Genomic DNA, 21425 nt, shown 5'->3' with positions numbered 1-21425 from the left:
AATATCTGTGGACGCAACTCTAATTCAATTGAGTCCATAGATGCAATGTCAAGTTTCGACAGCGCTGATATGCGGCGAGTTATCTGGCGCGTTCCCGGCTAAAGCCAGTCCTACAGTCGAGGTTAAATCCCACCCTCGTTGAGTGCACGCGATCTTGGTAGGACCGGCTTTAGCCGGGAAGAGGCCTGCGTGAGCACTATCACATCTGAGGTGTGACCCTGACGCTTTGCCGGCTGAAGCTGGTCCTACAGTCGAGGTGATATCCACCCCACTGAAATACATGACCCCCCTTAAGGTTCGTTCCAGAGCCTCCCGGCGTGAAAATAATGTGAAAATTCAGCTTAGTCACATCTGGTAATGATTCGCATCTTGATTCAGAATCGCGCTCCCACCGCGCCTTCAGGAACTTCGATCGTGATCCCTCGCCTCCCCGCCACCTTTCTCCTGGCCGGTGTCGTCACCGCCATGTCTGCCGCTAACGCAGCCGACGACGTCACCTTGCCCGCGATGCAGATTCAGGACACCGCCGCACAGGATGACGGGCAAAGCGTGGGCTATCAGGGCAAGCCGTCTTCGAGCACCACCAAGCTGGGGCTGACCAACAAGCAGACGCCTCAGGCGATCACGACCATCACCCGCGCGCAGATGAACGATTTCAAAATGAACGGGGTCAAGGACGCGCTGCGCTCGGCGCCTTCGGTGACCGTCGAGCAAAGCGAAAGCGATCGCACGGAGTTCACCTCCCGCGGGTTCGACATCGGCAGTTTCGAGTACGACGGCATGGGCATGCCCTTCGCCCAGACCATCATGATCGGTGACCTGGACATGGCCGAGTTCGAGCAGATCGACGTGCTCCACGGCGCCAACGGTTTGATGAGCGGCACCGGCAACCCTTCGGCCACGGTCAACTTCATCCGCAAAAGACCGACCCGCGATTTTCAGGCGCAAATCGATACCAGCGTGGGCTCATGGGACAACCGGCGCATTGACGTCGACGTGTCGGGGCCGTTGACCGACACCGGCAACGTGCGCGGCCGCTTCATCTATGCCCACGACAAGGGCAATTCTTGGATGGACCGCTACAGCCACGAGAAAAACGTCGCCGCTGGCCTGCTCGCCTTTGACCTGTCCGATGCCGACACCCTGACCGTGGGCTTCACCCAACACAACAGCGATTCCAACGGCAGCACCTGGGGCAACCTGCCGCTGGTCGACATCAATAACAACCCGATCCATTACAGCAGCCGCTCGTCCAACGTCGGCCAGCCGTGGACCTACTGGAACATGCACACCCAGCGCGCGTTCGCAGAATGGAAGCACGACTTCGGCAACGGCTGGAATGCCACGCTCACCGGCACCGGTATTACCGAATACCAGGACACCAACATGCTGTACGTCTCGAGCGTCACCGATGACGTCGCCTCGGTGTTCGCCGCTGATACCTCCAGCAAGGCGCATCAGTTGCTGGGCGAAGCGAAAGTCTCCGGACCGTTCAGCCTGTTCGGCCGCGACCATGAGCTGACCTTCGGCGCCGCCTACGGCCGCACCCATCAGAAAGCCCGGGAATACGACGCCGACCAAGCCGGCTACTTTAATACCTCGTTCGCCGGCATTCTTGCCGGCAACACGCCGACGCCGCAGTTTGACTACACCAGCGACATCAACACCCAGAATTTCGAGGACCGGCAGAAAAGCCTGTTCGCCGGCGCCCGCTTCAGCCTGGCGGACGATCTGCACTGGATCGCCGGTGCGCGCATGCTCAGCGTCGACGGCACGGGCGAGAGCTATGGCACCGATCACTCACAGCGCGAGCACGGCAAGGTCACGCCGTACACCGGTCTGGTCTACGACCTGACCCCGCAGTGGAGCGTCTACACCAGCTGGACGGAGATTTTCAATCCGCAGTACGGCACGGTCGGCGTCGACGGCAAAGTGCTTGCGCCGCTGGAAGGCAAGAGCCTGGAAGCCGGCGTCAAAGGCAGCGTGATGGACGATCGCCTGAACCTGACCGCTGCCGTGTTCAAGACCAAACAGAGCAACGTCCAGTCAGCGGACTTCGTCGAGGTGGGCTCGCAGTTCCGCTACTTCACCGATGATTACAAAAGCCACGGCATCGAGCTGGAAGCGTCGGGCGAAGCGCTGCCGGGTCTTGACCTGCTGGCGGGCTACACCTACGTGCACATCGAAAACGATGACGGCGACAAAGCCCGCCGTTATGTGCCGGCCCATGCCTTCCGCGGCATGGCCAGCTACCGGCTGCCAAGCCTGCCCCAGGCCAGAATCGGCACCCGGGTCAGCTGGCAGAGCGGGATTCAGAACGACAACTACAGCGTCATCCGCCAGAACGCCTACGCGCTGGTCGACCTGATGACCAGCTACGACATCGACAGCAACTGGAGCACGGCGCTGAACTTCAACAACGTCACCGACCGCAAATACCTGACGTCGCTGTACAGCGGCACCGCGAGCAACTACGGCGCGCCGCGCAACCTGACGGCATCGTTGACCTGGCGCTATTGATCCAGGTCTGCCTCACTTGCTGGACACCGCAACCGCTCATGTGGGAGTGAGCTTGCTCACGAAGATGGCACTGCAGCCGCTGAAGATTTGGCGGATGTACTGACCCTTTCGCGAGCAAGCTCGCTCCCACAGGAAGTATGGCTGATCCGCAATACTGTCGGCGCTCGGGCTGGCCTCTTCCCGGCTAAAGCCGGTCCCACTAAAAGCAGCGCGTGCATTCTGTGGGACCGGCTTCAGCCGGGAAGCTTTTGATCTTGATCGTTCCCCCGCTCTGCGTGGGAATGCATCCCGTGACGCTCCGCGTCACCTCCCCCGGCCTGAATGCGCGTCGTCTGCGGGACGCGGAGCGTCCGAGGCGGCGTTACCACGCGGAGCGTGGGAACGATCAAAAGGGGGATTTGGCTTGATGACAACCATAGAATCTCCCACACGTGACTCGCTGGCCGGAAGATCGATAACGCTATGCATCTGATAGGCGAGCCTATCCGATAACTTTTTTAACACGCTCGCTTGACTTCCCTTTTCCAATCAGTAAGATAGCGCGCATTCCGCGATAGCTCAGTTGGTAGAGCAAGTGACTGTTAATCACTGGGTCCCTGGTTCGAGTCCAGGTCGTGGAGCCAGACAGAAGTAAACGAAAAGGCCAGCGCTTAGCTGGCCTTTTTCGTTTCCGACGGTTTTGTTCTCTGGATGAAGCGGGACTGCATCAGCCCCGCTCCGCACCCGGGTCAAGCCTTGGTGTAGCGCAGCCAGACCGCGCCGCCGTCCTGGACCTCCGCGGACGTCAGTTTCAACTGCGCCGGCTGTTTCCACGCTTCGGCTGACACCTCGAACGACGCCGGGTGCTCGCCCCGCCCGTCGATCAGCGGCAGGATCAGCACACTGACTTCATCGACCAGCCCCGCGTTGACGAACGAGCCACTGACGTGAGGGCCACCCTCGACGATCAAGCGCTTGCAGCCCAGCTCGCTCGACAGGATCTGCACCACCTGCTGCAGGTCGATCTCGGTCTTCCCCGCGAAAATATAAGACACCTGAATGGACTGCAGGTACGCCAGATAGTCATCCGACACGCCTTCGGTCAGCACTTCGACCACGTGGGAATCCAGCGCCTGATTCTTCTTCCAGCCGACCTTGCCCTGAGGGTCGATGGACACGGCGTAGGCCTTGGCGTTGCGGTCGGCGAAGTAATGGCTTCGCTCGATCGGCCCTGTGGCGAGGCCTTTGGGATAGCCTTCGTCGTGGGCGATTTCCTGCATGGTTACGCGCCCGCAGATCCAGGCGTCAAACTCAAACGTCTGGGCGAGCTTTTCGTACAAATCACCGGCGTCCTTCTTGAACGCGCGATCCCAGCCGTCGGTGAGGGCGTGGCCGTCGAGGGAGGACATCATGTGGCAAATGACATAAGGCTGCATGGCAGGCTCCAGGCTGATAAGTGTGTAGAGCCGACCCGGATCCCGCAGCAATAGTTCACCCCGTCACCCGGTTTTGCCCTTCCAGCACCCTGCTCCATCATTGCCGGTGATGTAGACCATGAAGCCTATTGTCTTCAGCTTCGACAGGGCTCGCGTACCATCGCGTCATTCCAGACCCGACACGGACTCACCACCATGACCCTGCACATCATCAACGCCGTTGCCCTTACCGCCGTGACCGTTTTCCTGGTCAACCGCGCATTTGCCCTGTACGACCTGATCAATGCAGCGACAGTGTCGGAGCATATCTAAGGCCTTAAACGCCTGACGCAACTACGATTCAAGCACGGCACCGAAATGCCAGGCCGCAATGGCCTGGCGGTCCCGCGATGATCGGCGGCCTACATTTTCAACGACTTAGAAATTGGCCTTCAGCGCCTCAAGACCACCCTCGTAAATGCCCTTGAACAACGCCTCGATTTCCGTATCGGAAACACCGTCGGCGGTGAAAACCCCTGACCAATCCACCAACGCCCCATTGGCGCCATCTTCTTTGACTGTCAGCGTTGCCAGATACGAACTGATCGGAAACGGCCCCTTGTCGATGGAGTAGCTGTAGGTGCGCGCCTTGTTGTCGTAAGTCTGCAGACGCTCGGTGATTTCAGCGCCGTCGTCGGTGATCAGATGACGCACGCGCCCGCCTTCCTGCGACTCGCTTGTCTTGATGAAGGGCAGCCAATCGTTCAGCGACAGGAAGCCTCCGGTCAGCGCCCAGACCTTGTCGGCCGAGACCGGGATGCGAACGGATGCAGATGCTTGAGCCATGATGTTTTCTCCAGACGTGGGGCAGCGGCCAATCCGCCAACGCTGAATGGCGTGGCGGGGCCGCGCCCTCTTTGATAAGCGTTAACCGCGAGCAATCTTGTCACGGTTATCGCTGATTCGGGAGGGTGTGCGCCGCAAAAACGCGGCGCTGCGGTGTTACTTGGCGGTGAAGGCCGAATAGCTGTTCATCAGGTTGCGGTAGTTCGGAATGCGCTGGGACAACAGATTTGCCAGGCCTTCCATGTCGTTGCGCCAGTCGCCCTGCAGCTCGCAGGCCACCGAGAACCAGTTCATCAACTGTGCGCCGGCTGCGGTCATGCGCGCCCACGCGGCTTTTTGCACCACGTCATTGAAGGTGCCCGACGCATCGGTGACCACGAACACGTCGAAACCTTCTTCCAGCGCGCACAGGGTCGGGAACGCCACGCAGACGTCAGTCACGACGCCGGCGATGATGATCTGCTTGCGGCCGGTGGCCTTGATCGCCTTGACGAAATCTTCGTTGTCCCAGGCGTTGATCTGGCCAGGACGGGCAATGTACGGCGCGTCCGGGAACATCGCCTTGAGTTCGGGCACCAGCGGGCCGTTCGGGCCGGTTTCGAAGCTGGTGGTGAGGATGGTCGGCAGGTTGAAGAACTTGGCGCAGTCGGCCAGGGCCAGCACGTTGTTCTTGAACTCGTTCGGCGTGAAATCCTGCACCAGCGAGATCAGGCCGGTCTGGTGATCGACCAGCAGAACCACGGCATCATCTTTGTTCAAGCGCTTGTAGGGAACGGTCATGATTGACTCCATTGAGTGGGTGACGGATGAGTACGGGAGCCAGCGCATCACGCTGACGGTGCGCCCCGTCGGTCAGTGCCGACGAGGCCTTTCATGCTCTTTTCAATGCTCTCTTCAGGCGCCAATCAGAAGGCGAAGCACGAGCAGCCAAACGCACCCCAGAAACCCTGGAAGTCGCTGACCGGTACTTTCGACTGGCGCGCTTTATCGTGGCTGTGGGCATGCACGCCGCAGGGGCCGCTGCACTGGTGAACCGCCGCGGCCATCGGTGCGCCCGGGCGCCAGTGGCCCGGAACCTTGGAAACCGGCGACCAGTCCGGCAGCACCGGCACGCTCGGCGGTGCCAGATCGTCGAATTCGCCAGCGCCGTACACCACTTTGCCGTCAACGATGGTCAGCACCGATTCGATCCACTTGATCGACTCTTCCGGCACGCTGAAGAAGTCCTGGGACAACGCCACCACGTCCGCCAGCTGGCCGACCTTGATCTGGCCCTTCTTGCCCTGCTCGGACGAAAACCAGGCGCTGCCACGGGTGAACAGTTCCAGCGCGGTTTCCCGGGACAAGCCTTCCGGGTACAGCTCCAGGCCGCCGACGGTGCGACCGCTGACCATCCAGTACAGCGAAGTCCACGGGTTGTAGCTCGACACGCGGGTGGCATCGGTGCCGGCGCCCACCGGCACGCCTTCGGCCAGCATGCGTTTGATCGGCGGCGTGTGCTCGCCCGCCTTGGCGCCGTAGCGCTCGACGAAATACTCGCCCTGGAAGGCCATGCGGTCCTGAATCGCGATGCCGCCACCCAACGCCTTGACCCGCTCGATGTTCTTCGGCGTGATGGTTTCGCAGTGGTCGAAGAACCACGGGATGCCGTTGAACGGAATGTCGCGATTGACCTTCTCGAACACGTCGAGCATGCGCGAGATCGATTCGTCATAGGTGGCGTGCAGGCGGAACGGCCAGCGGTGCTCGACCAGGTGACGCACCACCGGCTCGAGGTCCTGCTCCATGCCCGCCGGTAAATCGGGGCGCGGCTCGAGGAAGTCTTCGAAATCCGCGGCCGAGAAGGTCAGCATCTCGCCGGCGCCGTTGTGACGCAGGAAGTCGTCGCCCTGATGCAGCGTGACGGTGTTGGTCCAGTGCTTGAAGTCTTCCAGCTCTTCCTTGGGCTTCTGGGTGAACAGGTTGTAGGCGATGCGCACGGTCAGCTGTTTGGCCTCGGCCAGTTGGGTGATCACGGCGTAATCGTCCGGGTAGTTCTGGTAGCCGCCGCCGGCATCAATGGCGCTGGTCAGGCCCAGGCGGTTCAGCTCGCGCATGAACTGGCGCGTAGAGTTGACCTGATACTCCAGCGGCAGCTTCGGCCCCTTGGCCAGGGTCGAGTAGAGAATCATCGCGTTGGGCTTGGCCACCAGCATGCCGGTCGGGTCGCCGTTGCTGTCGCGGACAATCTCGCCACCCGGCGGGTTCGGCGTGTCGCGGGTATAGCCGGCCACACGCAGCGCGGCACGGTTGAGCAGCGCGCGGTCGTACAGGTGGAGGACGAACACCGGGGTGTCGGGCGCGGCCTGGTTGAGTTCTTCGAGGGTTGGCATGCGTTTTTCGGCAAACTGGAATTCGTTCCAGCCACCGACCACGCGCACCCATTGCGGCGTCGGTGTGCGATCGGCCTGGGCCTTGAGCATGCGCAGCGCGTCAGCGAGCGACGGCACGCCTTCCCAGCGAAGTTCGAGGTTGTAATTGAGCCCGCCACGGATCAGGTGCAAGTGCGAGTCATTGAGGCCCGGGATCACCGTGCGCTTGTGCATGTCGATGACCTGCGTGGCCGCGCCGCGCTGGGCCATGATCTCCGCGTCGCTGCCCACGGCGACGAATTTCCCGCCGCTGATGGCCACGGCGCTGGCCTTGGGTTTTTCCTGGTCAACCGTGTGGAAATTACCGTTGAAGAGAATCAGATCGACGTTCATCGCGCCTCCGTTGGCAGACGTTTTAGATGCCCCGACAGCAAGGCCGGTGGCAGGCATGGAAGAAAACAGTGCGGCGGCCGCGCCGAGCAGCGAGCCCTTGGCGACGAAACGGCGACGGTCGCTGGAAGACGGTTGATCGGCGTCGTCATCCTTCATGATCGGCTCCGGCCACCGGCGCGGGCCGGGCATTCAGCCAGGGTGCAAACAGCCGCGTCGCGCGGGGCATCAGCACGTAGACCACCAGCAGCACGATGGTCACGGTGACCAGTGCGGTGCTGATGATGTAATGGGCCAACAGCGGGTACAGGCGGAACACCGGTCCCCAGACCAGCGGGACCAGCAGGGTCAGCGGGCAGATGACCAGAAAGGTCACGCAGGCCTGTTTCCAGCGTGGCGGCGGGCTTTCAGCGGCGGGGACGAACCAGAATTCATTGTGCGGGTTGACCTCGGTGAGATCGCCGTCGGCCAGCATGGGCGACGCTTCGGCCACCAGTTCGCGGCGATGGGACGAGTCGAGCCAGCTGTGCATGGCGTCGGTCGAGCAGAAGCGCAGGACGCAGGTGAACATGTGCAGGCCGTCGGCCTTGCCGCGTATGACGTCGACGCCCAGATGCCCGGGGTAACTTGCCGCCATGGCGATGATGCGCCGCAGCCAGGCTTCGTATTGGGCTTCCAGCCCGGCCTTGATCCGGTGCTTGACCACCAGGGTGACGATCTCGTCGGCGGACAGTTTCGAGGTCGGGACGGTGTCGGCGGTCGTGGCGTAATCAGGCATAGCGAAGCGCTCCGGGCAAACCATGGTTGAGCGCCAGACGACCGGGTCCGGCGATCAGCACACTGGTGAAGATAATCAGTAATAGCCAGCCGAACTGGCCCTGTTCGACGCTCCACTCGCTGTGTACCACGATGAGCGCGACCAGCAGCAGGATGAGAATAGGCAGGCATGCCAGTCGCGCCAGTACGCCGGTCAGAATCAGCAGGGGGCAGAGGACTTCGGCGAAGATGGCCATGCTCAGGGTGAGGGTGGCGCCGAGGTGAAACGGGTCTTCGATGAGGGTCAGCTGGGTGTTGAAGTCGAGCAGTTTGGGCAGGCCGTGGACGAACAGCAGGAACAGTGCGCCGGCGGATCTGAGGAATAGCAGCCCGAGGTCTTGTGCGCGGTCGTTGTGGGTTGGGTAGGTCATCACACACCATTCATTGCGTGGGCCACGTTTGCCGAGGTGCCGGAGTACGTGGCCGATGAATTCAGTGTGGCGGGGCGAAGGGAGTGGGTATTGAACAGACGTGCTTTTGAGGGTCACGCTTTTTAAGATCAACAGCGTCGGCCTAACAGCCTCGGTTTCGCCTTCGGCGAGTTACTTGGAAAAGCACCCCAAGTAACCAAGGGTGCTTGCTCCTGGCTAGGTTCCTCCTGCGTCGGAATTCCCTCACTCCGACGACGCTCCGTGGGCCCGCGCCGAACGGACATCCATGTCCTGACGGCGCTCTCGCCGCATCCATGCGGCTCGGCCCACTCCGCGTCGTCTGCGTTCGGCCTGCACCCAAGTCGCGATTGGCGTCGTCTGGGCTAGCTGTGTATGAAGATCAAGATCAACAGCAGAGCAAGATCAAGAGCTTCCCGGCTGAAGCCGGTCCCACTGAGTGCGCGTTGTCTTAACGATCTTTGATGATGATCGTTCCCACGCTCCGCGTGGGAATGCATCCTGTGACGCTCCGCGTCACGCCCCCGGCTTGGTGCGCGTCTTTTGCAGGACGCGGAGCGTCCGAGGAGGCGTTACCACGCGGAGCGTGGGAACGATCAAAATCAGCGAAAATGTCGGCGCCTGAGCTGGCCTCTTCCCGGCTAAAGCCGGTCCCACTAAAAGCACTGTGTAGACCCTCTAGAATCGCCTCGACTGTAGGACCGGCTTCAGCCGGGAAGCTCTTGATCTGCTTCTGATCTGCTTTTGATCTTCATACACAGATGTTCCAGTCACCGCCAATCGCGACTTGGGTGCAGGCTAAACGCAGGTCTTGCGCAGTGGGCCGAGCCGCAGGGATGCGGCGAGAGCGCCGTCAGGACATGGATGTCCGTTCGGCGCGGGCCCACGGAGCAAGACCGGAGTGAAGGAACCCGACGCAGGAGGGCCAAGCCAGGAGCAGGCACCCTTGGTTACTTGGGGTGCTTTTCCAAGTAACTCGCCGAAGGCGAAACAGTCTGCCCCCAGGCAGACGCTCTTGATTTTAAATATCTTGATCTTAAAGATCGGGCCTCACGGCAAAGGCCGCGTCTCCTGCGACATGAACTCAGTAATCCGCGAGCGCAGCCACCGCTCCGCCGGATCGTTATCGTGCACGCCCGCCCACACCATCGACAACTCGGCAGGCTCGATCGGAAAGGGCGGATCCTCTGCTCGCAATGCGCACCCCTCAATCAGGGCACAGGCAGCGTAGTCCGGGACCGTCGCGATCAGCTCGGTGCCCGCCAGCAGCGCACGCAATCCGCTGAACTGCGGCACCGCCACCACCACCCTCCTCGCCCGCCCGACTTTCGCCAGATCGATATCGATGTTGCCGCTCAGGTCACCCGAGAACGACACCATGGTGTGCGGCCGCTGGCAGAATTCGTCCAGCGTCAACGGCTCCGGGCGTTTGTCGCCGCGCAATACCTTGACGCCGATGTCGCGCAGCTTCTTGCGCTTGGCGTTGGCCGGCAGTTCAGTGGTGTAGCTGATGCCCACGGAAATCTCCCCCGACGCCAGCAACGCCGGCATCAGCAGGAAGTTCGCCCGGCGCACCACCACAATGATGCCCGGCGCTTCTTCACGCAGACGGTTGAGCAACGGCGGGAACAGGCCAAACTCGGCGTCGTCCGACAAGCCAATGCGGAAGATGTCGCAGCTGGTCGCCGGGTCGAATTCCTTCGCCCGACTCACCGCCCCGGAGATGGTGTCCAGCGCCGGTTGCAGTTCCTTGAGGATCGCCAGGGCCCGGGCGGTGGGCTCCATGGCGCGACCGTTGCGCAGCAGCAAGGGGTCGTCGAACAGGTCGCGCAATCTGGCCAGTGCCGCACTGATCGCCGGCTGGCCCATGAACAGCTTCTCCGCTACCCGCGTGAGGTTGCGCTCGAACATCAACGCTTCGAAGATCACCAGCAGGTTCATGTCGACGCGGCGCAGGTCGTTGCGGTTCATTCAGCGATTCCGGAGTGGGCATTATCGGGAGGCCTGACTATGCCAGACCGGCGCAGGTATACACAGCTGCCGAGGCCGTGTCTTGAACATCGGTGCTGTCGCGCCCGACGATGGCTCGGGACAGCGGCCCTCAACAGGCGTGCGCGCGCTGGGCCAAACGCCCCTTGGCTGGCAAGAGGGCCATGGTCCGGCGCCAGCTGCACGGGGTCAGCCCCACTACGCGACTGAACACCCGGGTGAAATGCGACTGGTCGGCGAAACCGCAATCCAGGCTGATCTGCGAGATGGTCAGCACTGACTCGCCAAGCAACGCCCGGGCCTTGTCCAGGCGCATCTGCAAGAACCAGTCGCGAGGGGAAAGCCCGGTGTTCTTCTTGAACGCGCGGGAGAAGTGACTGCGCGACAGCGAACATTCGGCAGCGATGCGGGCGATGGACAGCCCTTTGTCCATCTGGCTGGACATCAAGTCCTTGGCCCGACGCTCCTGCCACGGCGACAGCGCGACGCGTTCGAGAACGGATTCGGGGTTCAGCAAGGGGTTGAATGCAGTCATGTCAGGCGCTCCAGCTTCACCGTTGGCGGTGAGCGAAGTCTCTACAGCAGCGTTCTTAAAGTCCTTCTCCCGGTATTAATCGTTCTGAAAAGTCGTACGACGACATGCCTCGTCGCGGTGCGCGCAAGCCGCTTTCAGAACGTTTAAGGCAGCACCAAGGACGGCCATTGGCCAGCGCGATACCGTGCCAGCTCCAAAGATTCGGTTCGCTGCGAGGGACTGCATGTGACCACCCGATACGTGGCCGGAATTTTGATTCCCGACGGTGCGATGGCCCAAGCGGCAACCGACCTGATGCGTGATCACCAGTCCGACTTGCTGCTGAACGCGGCCTGCCGCACGTTCGTCTTCGCCAGCCTGCTGGGGCACAGTCGCGGCCTGCGTTTAGATACCGACCTCTTGTACACCGCCGCACTGTTTCTGCGCATCGGCATCACCCGGCTGTACGCCCGGTCGCAACTGCGGTTTGAAGTCGACAGCGCCAACGCCGCCGCCCAGTTCCTGCGCGGGCATGGCCGGTCGTGGGACGACATCGCCCAGGTGTGGGACGCCATCGCGCTGCACACCACGCCGGGCATCCCGCAGCACAAACCTCCGTTGACCGCCCTGCTCTGCGCTGCGGTCGAAACCGATTTGACCGGCGCGCATTCCCAGTGCTTCAGCCCCGCCGCTCAGGCGCGGGTGTTGGCCGCTTACCCCCGGGAACCCGGTTTCAAATTCAAGTTTCTGCATGTCATGGCGATGGGGCAGCTGCATCGCCCGCACTCCACGCTGGGCACGACAAACGCCGACGTGCTGTCGTTTCACGCCCATCGTATGCACGCTGGCGGCTTTTGCGAACGACTGCTCGCTTCGACATGGCCGTACTGAACAGCCCGGACTTCGATGAGCCGTCGGCGCTACTCGACGACGGGCAAGGTGAACACGAAGGTCGCACCGCCGAAGCGGGCCGGCATGGCGTAGAGGTGGCCACCGTGGGCCGTGATGATCGACTGACAGATCGCTAGTCCCATGCCCATGCCTTTGTCCTTGGTGGTGAAAAACGCATTGAACAGCTGATGCAGGTCCACCGGCTCGATGCCGCGGCCGCTGTCTTCAACGCTGACAACCACGTAATCGCGGCCCACCACTTCGCTGGTGATAGACAGCCGCCGCAGCACGTGATCGCCTGCGCTCATGGCGTCCAGCGCGTTGAGGATCAGGTTCAGCACCACTTGCTGCAGTTGCACGCTGGAGGCGCACACCCGCAACGGTGAACAGGTCAGATGAGTGGTCATCAAAACCCGCTGCTGTTCGACTTCGACACCGGTCAGCGCCACCACATGGCGAATCACGTCATTGATCAGCAGCTGTCGCCGGTGGTGGGGCCCCTGCCGCGCCAGGCTCTGCAGCGCGTTGACGATCTCCCCGGCGCGCCGGCCCTGGGCAACGATGTCGCGCAGCCCGGACAAGGCTTCGTCCACCTGCGGGTTTTCGCGATTGAGCCAGCGGATGCTGGCGGCGGCATTGGACACCATCGACGCCAGCGGCTGGTTGATTTCGTGGGCAATGGACGCTGCCAGCTCACCCATCACCGTGGCCTGGGCGATGCTGGCCAGCCGGGCCCGAGCACCGCGCAGGGCGATCTCGACATCCCGACGCCGCGCGTTTTCCTGCTCCAGTTCCTGATGCAGGCGCGCGGTTTCCAGGGAAATCGCCGCCTGGCTGGCGAGCAGTTCCAGCACTTCGGTGCGACAGAGGGTGAAGACGCCGGGCGCGAGGTTGTTTTCCAGGTACAACACGCCGAGCACCCTGCTCTGCTTAACCAGCGGCACGCACAAGGCCGAGCGCACCCCATGCTGGCGCACGTATTCATCGGCGCCGAAGTAGGCATCGCCGCAGACATCGTCCAGCACCAGGCGCTGGCGTGTGCGCATCACCCGGTACAGGATCGACAGCGGCAGATGCCGGTTGTCTGGAGCGCTGTCCGCTAACTCGATGTGCAAGCCGTCGGCGCCGCTCTGGCCGATTGCGCGAATCACCGGCGCCTCGTCCTTTACCAACAGCAGCAAGGCCCGTTGCGCACCGGCATGAACGATGGTGTTGCGCAACAGCGTTTCGATCAGCCGGTCCTGCTCACTCTCGTCGCGCAGCGCGTGGGCGGATTTCATGACGGAGGACAGGTCCAGCGCATCACGTCCGCTCAGGTTGATCGATGTACGTGCCGACCACGCCTCCAGATTACGCAACGCAAGGGTCGGATCGTGGGAAGGCGTGCGGATAGACGCGTCATGTTGGCCATTGGACGGGTCAGGCTGAAGATCCGGAATGTCCCGCAGTTCCTGCCACTGACGCAGCATTTCGTTCAAATCCCGGTGCAGGGCCGCCGCGCATTGATAACGGTCATCCGGGTTTTTAGCGATCAAACGATGCACCAGACCGGCCAACGGCTCAGGGATGTCGCCGCGGTGCTGGCTCAGCGGCGGCGGTATTCGCGCAACGTGGCAATACACCCATTCCACCGCATCGGTGGCCTCAAAGGGCAATCGCCCGGCCAGCCATTCATAAAAGGTCATGCCCAGCGCATAGAGGTCGCTGCGCTGGTCAGCCTGACGCTCAATCCGACGCGACTGTTCGGGCGCCATGTAGCCGAGGGAGCCACAAATGGCGTCGACTGCCAGCAGCGGCGACGCCAACTGCACATCGACGCTCAGGCCGAAACCGCTGAGCCGGACCACACCGTCTGCGTCCTGGATCAGGTTGCACGGTTTGATATCGCGGTGCAGCAGGCCTGCTTCGTGAGCGCCTGATACGGCGGCAGCGGCAGCGATGGCCCGCTGCAAAAAGCCTTCGATGGACAGCGGCGCCTGGGGCTGATCATGAAGCGCCACGCCGCTGGCATCCTCCAGCACCATCAGCGTGCCTTCCGGCCCCGACAGCAGTGCCACCGGCTGCACGGCCCATTGCGGCATCAGCCGGGGCGCCAGTGAAAATTCGTGTTCAAGACGGCGGATTGCAGCGATCGAGGCGTCGGGAGCAGGACGAACGATGCGCCAGTGGCGATCCTCCTGCGTCAGCGTGACCCGGTAATGGGCGACTTCTCCATCGACAAACAGCAACTGCCAGACGAGCCGATCCAGCCACAGGGGCCCGAATGCCCCGGCGCTGGAGATAGCCGTGTATGGCCCGTGAAAAACGCTGCTCATGAAACCCCTTTATTATTGGAATTCTGTTGCTGGCACCGTCCCGGCCATTCCCGGCTAAAGCCCGTCCCGTTGGCACGACCTGTGGGAGCGAGCTTGCTCGCGAAGGCGGCATTCAGACTGATGAGGATTTGGCGGATGTACTGGCCTCTTCGTGAGCAAGCTCACTCCCACAGGGATAGTGTTCGCAACACCTCTCCTGAAAGCATCGCCGATCTCAACGGTCATTTCGCCAGGCAACCCAGCCGGTCACTCATCTTCACCAGCTCAATGACGTTACGGGCATCCATCTTCGTCAGGACGTGCTTTTTATGCACCTTTGCGGTCACTTCGCTGGTGCCCAATTCACCGGCAATCTGTTTATTCATCTTGCCGGTGATCAGCAGCGCCATGACTTGTCGTTCCCTCGGCGTGAGGCTGTCGAAACGCGCTTTCACGCAGGCGGTCAGGCAGCGCTCGTCCATGTTTGCCGCGTCACTGGTCAGCGCTTCACGCACCAGATCCAGCAGCTGCTCCGGTTCGAAGGGTTTGGTCAGGAACTCCCGGGCGCCGGCCTTGATAGCACGCACGGACATAGCGATGGTGCCGTAACCGGTCATGAAAATGATCGGGAAGGTCTGGCCGCGATCCAGCAAGGTCTGTTGCAAATCGAAGCCGGTGCCTTGGGCCAGATTGACGTCCAGCAGCAGGCAAATGGGACCCTGGCTCAGAGGGCGGTCGAGAAACGCCTGGGCGCTGTCGAACACTTCGCAGGCAATGTCTGCCGAATGCAACAGCCGCTGTAAGGACGTGCGGATGGCAGCGTCGTCGTCCACCACATAGACCTTGGGGTTCACGTTCATGACAGGCTCATAAAGGATTTCGTCGCAGCAATGGACCTGTTAACGGCCAATGGCCAATGCTCTTTGATGCCGCGCATGATACCCGTCGGGCCCGGCCGGCACAGCCCTGATGCTTTGCAGCGTCGCCAGGGCCGAAGGTGCGTCGTAATCCTGCGCACGCGGCGCGTGGGTCTCGGTCGAGGCGGTGTCGTGGGCGCTTGCGATCAGCAGGCAGGCGCGGGTTGTACCGAGCATTCGATAGAAACGGAAGGGCCCCTGGGCACTGACCATCAGCAGTGACTTGGTGGCCAGACGCACGATGCAATCCATGATGCAGGCCCGCGGCAAACGGGTTCGCTGCAAGGCATCGCAGGCACGTTCCAGCGTAAAGCGACCGTCCAGCTCGGCCAGCCGCCGCAGCACGGTGCGCTCTTCGCGACCGAGCAAACGCAGGCTCCAGGCCAGCGACGCCTGCAGCGTTTGCTGACGTGGCGGCGCGGTGCGCAGCGACGCCGAGAGCATGTGCAGGCTGCCGTCCAGGCTCGCCACCAGTTGATAAAGCCCCAAGGCACAAGCCCGGGCGGCGGCCATTTCCAGTGCCAGGGGCATACCGTCGAGCCGGCGGCAGATTTCGCCCACCAGATCGACGCTGTAATCATCCAGCTCGGCGTTGCCGTCAGCCGCCAGATGGCTGTCCAGCGCACGCCACTGACGCAGAAACAACTGCGCCGACGCACTGCGCAGAATGGTGTCTCGGGAGGCATTGAGCTCCGGGATGTCCAGGGGCGGCACTTGCAGGCTGCGCTCGCCGGCGATGCGCAACGGCTCACGGCTGGTGGCAACCGCGCGCACCGACGGTGCTCCGCGCAGAATCACCTCCAGCAGACTGGCAACGCTTTCGACCAGATGCTCGCAGTTGTCCAGAATGATCAGCCCCGGCTGCTGCTGCAGACAGCGGATCAGCCCTTGCAGGTCCGGATCACCACCGCTGCAGTCCACGCCGACCGCGCTGGCAAACGCTTCCAGCAGGAGCTCGGCGCATTGCAGTTGCGCCAGCGGCACGAAGTACACGGGGGTTGTGCCGGCATCCAGCAGCGTCTGGCCCAATTCGGCCGCCAGGGCGGTTTTGCCCACGCCGCCCGGGCCGATCAGCGTGACCAGCGCGCAGCCCTCGGCCAGAGCGTTGTTCACTTCATCCAGCAACGCCTGGCGCCCGAGCAAAGCGATGCGGGCCGGCAGGCGGTGATGGCAACTGATGCCGTGCAGCATGGACGGCGTGCGAGCATGGTTATGGGAATGGTTATGGGCATCGACGCTTTCCCCGCCCAGCAGCACATAGCCACGGCCAGGCACAGTGCGGATCCGCTCACGGTCGTTGCCCAACGCTTTGCGCAGCGCGGAGATATGCACTTGCAGATTGTTCTCTTCAACCACGGTGTCCGGCCAGACACTCTGGAGGATCAGTTCCTTGCTGACCAATTGACCCTGATGACGCAGCAAGATGTCGAGTATGTCGAAAGCGCGGGTGCCAATGCGCATGGCGACGCCGTCCTTGAACACGTCTCTGTGCTCGCGGGAAATCATCGTCTGACCGAGACTTATCATTTCATGCAGTCCTTGGAAGTGGGGTCGCAGGCCCTGATTCGCTGACCATCGTCCGGGCGAGGTTGAATCCCGGAGACGTTCAGCGCAGCTATCCATTTTTAACAAGCGCTCATCTAACCAGTTAAAAACAATCGCCGATATTAGCTGTAGGGATAGTGACCCCACGGGTTAACCACAAGCGGCATGCTTTGAGCTGCAAGGGCTCAAGACCGCGGCCTTGAGCGCTGCCCGGAGGATCGCCGCCCTTGTGGCGCCCGAAGTATAGGCTGCGGATTCGGCATAAACATGACTGCAGCTTTGCGCTGGACGCAAAAGGCTTTTGCGTTCAACGCATCTTCTTGCCGCGCACGCACCGCTCGAAGGCTGGCGGCGGTCAGCCGTGACGCCTGATACCTGCCCTCGACAAGAACGCCCATAAAAAACGCCCCGGCTTTTTAGACCGGGGCGTTTTTATTGCCTCAATGCCTTTACAGCGCGCGGTGCCAGCCGCTGCGCGCCAATGGCAGGGACAGCAGCCGTTTGCCCGTGGCATTTGACAGGGCATTACCCAGCGCGGCGGCCATAGGACCCTGCACAATCTCGGCGGCGCCAAGAAACGCCTGGCCGGGCTGGTCCAGCACGTGCACCTCGACCTGCCGGGGCAAGGCCGGGAAGCGCAGAATCGGGTAGCCGCTCCAGTCATAGCTGCGCACGCCGGCAGGGTCATAATCGACCTGCTCGTACAGCGTCCAGCTGGCCGACTGGACGATCCCGCCCTCGACCTGATTGCGCAGCCCGTCCGGGCTGACCACCTGACCGACATCCACCGCCGTGACAACCCGATCGATGACCACCTCGCCGGTCTGACGCTGGACATGCACCTGCACCGCGATCGCGCAATAGCCCATGATGTTTTTGTAGCGGGCGAAGGCACCGGCGAACTCAGACTATTCCAGCAACGGCACATGGGCCGCGCGCTGATACGGGCCGTACTCGACCGGCACCCACTGGAAGTGCTTGTCGATGGCGACGATGTGACCGGTGCCGGGGAATGGCAGGTGCGCGGCGGCCACCCAGATCTTCTTGCTGGCCGCCTCGGTGAATACTTGATCACGGCTGGCGATGGCCTTCTGGCTGTTCTCGTCGAAAGCGATGCTCACTGCCGGGTGATCGAACTGCACGGCCAGGCTGTGGATCAGGTCGCCGATGAAGAGAATGGTCTGGCCCCTGGAGCTGAATTGGTACGTCGTGCTGCCCGGCGTGTGCCCCGCCTCCAGCGCCGTGCTGACTTCCGGCACCGGCGACTGGCCCGGGGCGAAGGTCTTGAACCGGCCTGCGGCGACGTAGGGTGCGGTGGAGTCCTGGGCGATCCTGAAGTAGGCCTTGGCCTGCTCCGGCACCCGGCCGATGGCGGTGGGGTCCAGCCAGTAATCGGCTTCGGGTTTGGCGGCGTACACCGTGGCATTGGCGAACACCGGTTTCTTTTCGGCGTCGACCAGGCCGCAGACGTGATCCAGGTGCATGTGGGTCAGCAGAATGGTGTCGACCTGATCCGGCTGATACCCGGCGGCCTTGATGTTCTGTGAAAGCATGCCTGCCGTCTCGCCGATGCATTGGCCGGCGCCGGTGTCGACGAGGATCAGGTGCTCGCCGGTGTTGATCAGGAACGCGTTGAACGCGGTCTGCACGCCCGGCGTGTCGATGTCGCGGCGGGCAAGCAAGGCGCGGATTGCTTCAGGCTTCATGCCCTTGAGCAGCTTGGGCGACAGGTCGTTGTAGCCGTCGAACAGCGCCGTGACTTCGTAGTCGCCGACGGCCGGACGGAAATAACCGGGCACCTGGGTTTTCTGCTGGGCGGGCGCTTGAGCGAACGCCAGACCAGAGCACAAGGCGACTCCGAGAGCGACGGAGCCCGCCAAAGAAACGGAACGGGCGAGCGGGAGAACGGATGAGCGCATGAAGATGCCTCGATTCGGAGAAAGAGAGGCGTCCGATACTGCGCTGTCCGTGGGTAATGGTCTTGAAGCATTGTGCTTGAAGCAACGCGTTTTTTTGCAGGATCACCAGGCCCCATCGGTTATAGACATCGCCCATGGTCATGCCTACATTGAGCGCGCGCATTCGCGCGGGCCAGCCAGGCCCTGCACGTTAGCCCCTGCACCTTTCCTGCGGATATCTTTCATGTCGACCGTCGTCCCTCACTATTCGCTGGCCTGGAGCCTGCTTCTGTTGCTCGCCGACGCGCTGGCCTGGCACTTGCTGGCCGACCGCAACCGGTTGGCGCGCATCGCCACGCGGCTGGCGGCATTCGTCGCCTACAGCCTGGTGATCATCAATGCCGGGGTGAGCCCGCTGGAAGCGCCGGCCTGGCCTGACGACAGCGCCCTGCAATTCGGCGCCACGGCACTGGCGATCGTCTGGTGGCTCTACGCGGCGCGTACCCTCACCGTGGTCCTCGGGCTGGCGCTGACCAGTCGCGTGGGACACAGCGGTCGGCTGTTGCAGGAAGTCATCGGCGCGGTGATTTTCCTGATCGCCATCGTGGCAGCGGCGGGTTATGTGCTGCAGCTCCCGGTCAAGGGGTTGCTGGCGACGTCCGGGGCGATGGCGATCATCGTCGGCCTGGCCCTGCAGAGCACGCTGAGCGACGTGTTCTCCGGGATCATCCTCAACACCACCAAGCCGTATCAGGTCGACGACTCGATCTCCATCGACGGTATGGAAGGCAAAGTCATGGACATCGACTGGCGCGCCACGCATTTGCTCACGGGCGTCGGCACCATGGTGGTCATTCCCAATTCCGTGGCGGCGAGAGCCAAGATCGTCAATTTGAGCCGACCGGTCCATATTCATGGCGTGTCGATCAACATCATGATGTCGCCGCACATTCGCCCGCGCCGGGTGCTTGATGCGCTGGAGCGTGCGCTGCAGGGCTGCAGCGCTCTGCTGCAGACGCCCAAGCCTCGCGCAGTGGTCAAGGAAACCAACCCCACCACCATTGAATACGCGGTCACCGGGTTCATCAGCGACCTGAACAACAAGAGCGATGTGCGCAATCTGCTGTTCGATCTGGCCTATCGGCATCTGGAAGCGGCGGGCATCGCCTGGCAGTCGGAAGCTACCGCTGAAGCGATGTCTCGTCCCCGCGCGCTGCTGGATGAGGTCAAGGTGTTCCGCACCAGCACCGCCGACGAAAAGGACCACCTGGCCCAGAGCATGGTCGCGCGGGAATACACCGCCGGGCAGACGATCATCGAAGTCGATGAGATCACCGACGGCTTGCTGGTGATTGCCACAGGCGTGGTGTCGGCGAGCGTCAAAGATGGCAACGAGATGGTGGAAGCCGGGCGCATGGGCCCCGGCGAAGTGATGGGCGAACAGAGCGTGCTGGCCGACACGCCGTCCCAGGCGCGCTTCACTGCCCTCACCTCCTGCGTCGTTTACCGCATCGACAAAACCGCCACCCGGCAGGCCATGGAACAGCGCGTTGAAATCGTCACGGCGTTGAACAAGCTGCAAGCGGTCCGCCAGCAAGGCACCCAGCATGTGCTGATGCGCAAACCGGCGGTGATCAAGAAGAATAATTTTCTGGGATGGTTGCAGAAGCGCTGAGCTTGATGGGTTGCAACGGCGGACGCCCTATTTCTGTGGGACTGGCTTTAGCCGGGAATGGTCCAGTGTAAGCACCCTAAATCTTGCGGTGTGGCATCGGGCGCTTTCCCGGCTGAAGCCGGTCCTACGGGTAACCGCAGCGCGCTAGTGGGACCGGCTTTGGCCGGGAAGAGGCCTGTGTGAGCACTTTAAATCGTGCGGTGTGGCCTCTGACGCCTTCCCGGCTAAAGCCGGTCCTATCATGATCGCAGTCACACAACTGACCGCGGCGGTTTTGTAGGACCGGCTTCAGCCGGGAATTGGCATTCGGCCGCAACGGGGATGTCAGCCAATGAACCCCTCACCCTCCAGCAGCGAGCGCAGCATCCACGCGGCTTTTTCGTGGACTTGCATGCGCTGGGTCAGCAGGTCGGCAGTCGGCTCGTCGCTGACTTTTTCCAGCAGCGGGAACAGTTCGCGCGCGGTGCGTACCACCGCCTCTTGCCCTTCGACCAGTTGCTGGATCATGTCAGTCGCCGCAGGCACGCCCGGCTCTTCCTTGATCGACGACAACCGCGCGTAGGTGGAATAGGTGCCTGGTGCTGGAAAACCCAGGGCTCGGATGCGTTCGGCAACGGAGTCCACTGCGGTCGCCAGTTCGGTGTATTGCTCTTCGAACAGCAGGTGCAGCGTGCGGAACATCGGGCCGGTCACGTTCCAGTGGAAGTTGTGGGTTTTCAGGTACAGCACGTAGGTGTCGGAAAGCAGTCGCGACAGTCCTTCAACGATCTCTGCACGGTCCTGCTCGTTGATTCCGATTTCAATAGCCATGAATTGCTCCCTAAGGTCTGTTGATTGCTGAGGGGTCGATTCTAGAGGGGACGACGGAGCGACGGAAATCAGCCATGGCAATCGCTGCCATCGACGCGGCCTATGAAACGTCCTCGGTCAAAGACATTCAGCGTTGACACAAACGGGTGGTTCAGGCGACGTTACAACCACCCCTTTTTCGCCCCT

General features: G+C 62.1%; 16 protein-coding genes, 1 tRNA gene and 1 pseudogene. 4 read left to right on the top strand and 14 right to left on the bottom strand.

What is annotated here, in order from left to right; translation table 11 throughout:
- The first annotated feature begins 465 nt into the window (after positions 1-465).
- Both AC3ISG_RS11315 and AC3ISG_RS11310 read left to right on the top strand, forming a co-directional pair.
- Positions 466-2520 (top strand): TonB-dependent siderophore receptor, encoded by a 2055-nt coding sequence (locus AC3ISG_RS11315; RefSeq protein WP_489299502.1) that lies wholly within the window; start codon positions 466-468, stop codon positions 2518-2520.
- Positions 2521-3067: 547 nt separating this feature from the next.
- Positions 3068-3143 (top strand) — tRNA-Asn (locus AC3ISG_RS11310).
- A 105-nt stretch (positions 3144-3248) separates the two neighbouring features.
- Here the strand turns inward: AC3ISG_RS11310 and AC3ISG_RS11305 are convergent.
- From AC3ISG_RS11305 to AC3ISG_RS11270, 8 genes are all read right to left on the bottom strand, one after another.
- Entirely contained in the window at positions 3249-3935 is a 687-nt protein-coding gene (locus AC3ISG_RS11305) for a RibD family protein (protein ID WP_489299290.1), read from the bottom strand.
- 417 nt (positions 3936-4352) lie between these two features.
- On the bottom strand, positions 4353-4760 hold the full coding sequence (locus AC3ISG_RS11300; RefSeq protein ID WP_489299289.1) for an SRPBCC family protein: 408 nt from the start codon (positions 4758-4760) through the stop codon (positions 4353-4355).
- Between the two features lie 156 nt (positions 4761-4916).
- A complete protein-coding gene (ycaC, locus tag AC3ISG_RS11295) occupies positions 4917-5540 on the bottom strand; it encodes an isochorismate family cysteine hydrolase YcaC (RefSeq protein WP_037010340.1) in 624 nt (207 codons plus the stop codon).
- Between the two features lie 125 nt (positions 5541-5665).
- Positions 5666-7504 (bottom strand): amidohydrolase, encoded by a 1839-nt coding sequence (locus tag AC3ISG_RS11290; protein ID WP_122536313.1) that lies wholly within the window; start codon positions 7502-7504, stop codon positions 5666-5668.
- A gap of 145 nt (positions 7505-7649) precedes the next feature.
- Positions 7650-8279, bottom strand: coding sequence for an antibiotic biosynthesis monooxygenase (locus tag AC3ISG_RS11285; protein WP_489299288.1), 630 nt, complete (start codon positions 8277-8279; stop codon positions 7650-7652).
- Positions 8272-8688: a DoxX family protein gene (locus AC3ISG_RS11280; RefSeq protein WP_122536253.1), complete on the bottom strand. Its 417-nt coding sequence runs from the start codon at positions 8686-8688 to the stop codon at positions 8272-8274. Before AC3ISG_RS11280 ends, AC3ISG_RS11285 begins: the two co-directional genes overlap by 8 nt.
- A 1068-nt stretch (positions 8689-9756) precedes the next feature.
- On the bottom strand, positions 9757-10677 hold the full coding sequence (locus AC3ISG_RS11275; RefSeq protein WP_122535825.1) for a LysR family transcriptional regulator: 921 nt from the start codon (positions 10675-10677) through the stop codon (positions 9757-9759).
- A 130-nt stretch (positions 10678-10807) separates the two neighbouring features.
- Positions 10808-11230 carry an AraC family transcriptional regulator gene (locus tag AC3ISG_RS11270; protein WP_172612363.1) on the bottom strand — a complete coding sequence of 141 codons (423 nt, stop codon included), beginning with the start codon at positions 11228-11230 and terminating at the stop codon, positions 10808-10810.
- A gap of 225 nt (positions 11231-11455) precedes the next feature.
- Between AC3ISG_RS11270 and AC3ISG_RS11265 the strand changes: the two genes are divergently transcribed.
- Complete coding sequence (locus AC3ISG_RS11265) at positions 11456-12100, top strand: phosphohydrolase (RefSeq protein WP_489299287.1); 645 nt, start codon at positions 11456-11458, stop codon at positions 12098-12100.
- Between the two features lie 29 nt (positions 12101-12129).
- Here AC3ISG_RS11265 and AC3ISG_RS11260 read toward each other — a convergent pair whose 3' ends face one another.
- The 5 genes and pseudogenes from AC3ISG_RS11260 to AC3ISG_RS11240 form a co-directional block, all read right to left on the bottom strand.
- On the bottom strand, positions 12130-14415 hold the full coding sequence (locus AC3ISG_RS11260) for an ATP-binding protein (protein ID WP_489299286.1): 2286 nt from the start codon (positions 14413-14415) through the stop codon (positions 12130-12132).
- A gap of 221 nt (positions 14416-14636) precedes the next feature.
- Positions 14637-15254: a response regulator transcription factor gene (locus AC3ISG_RS11255; protein ID WP_205483191.1), complete on the bottom strand. Its 618-nt coding sequence runs from the start codon at positions 15252-15254 to the stop codon at positions 14637-14639.
- 39 nt (positions 15255-15293) lie between these two features.
- Positions 15294-16838: a winged helix-turn-helix domain-containing protein gene (locus AC3ISG_RS11250; protein WP_163023086.1), complete on the bottom strand. Its 1545-nt coding sequence runs from the start codon at positions 16836-16838 to the stop codon at positions 15294-15296.
- A gap of 467 nt (positions 16839-17305) precedes the next feature.
- Positions 17306-17749, bottom strand: a pseudogene (locus AC3ISG_RS11245) (molybdopterin cofactor-binding domain-containing protein); the annotation flags it as partial.
- 15 nt (positions 17750-17764) lie between these two features.
- Complete coding sequence (locus tag AC3ISG_RS11240; protein ID WP_489299285.1) at positions 17765-18775, bottom strand: MBL fold metallo-hydrolase; 1011 nt, start codon at positions 18773-18775, stop codon at positions 17765-17767.
- A gap of 223 nt (positions 18776-18998) precedes the next feature.
- Between AC3ISG_RS11240 and AC3ISG_RS11235 the strand changes: the two genes are divergently transcribed.
- Positions 18999-20429, top strand: a complete 1431-nt coding sequence (locus tag AC3ISG_RS11235) for a mechanosensitive ion channel domain-containing protein (RefSeq protein WP_489299284.1) — start codon at positions 18999-19001, stop codon at positions 20427-20429.
- Between the two features lie 324 nt (positions 20430-20753).
- On the opposite strand, the gene AC3ISG_RS11230 is transcribed toward AC3ISG_RS11235, so the two are convergent.
- Positions 20754-21239 (bottom strand): Dps family protein, encoded by a 486-nt coding sequence (locus AC3ISG_RS11230; RefSeq protein ID WP_272634403.1) that lies wholly within the window; start codon positions 21237-21239, stop codon positions 20754-20756.
- Positions 21240-21425: the final 186 nt, after the last annotated feature.

It is taken from the genome of Pseudomonas sp. GL_135, from assembly GCF_057834665.1.
Note: the sequence above shows the minus strand (reverse complement) of the source record. Positions and strands in the feature narration are given on the sequence as shown.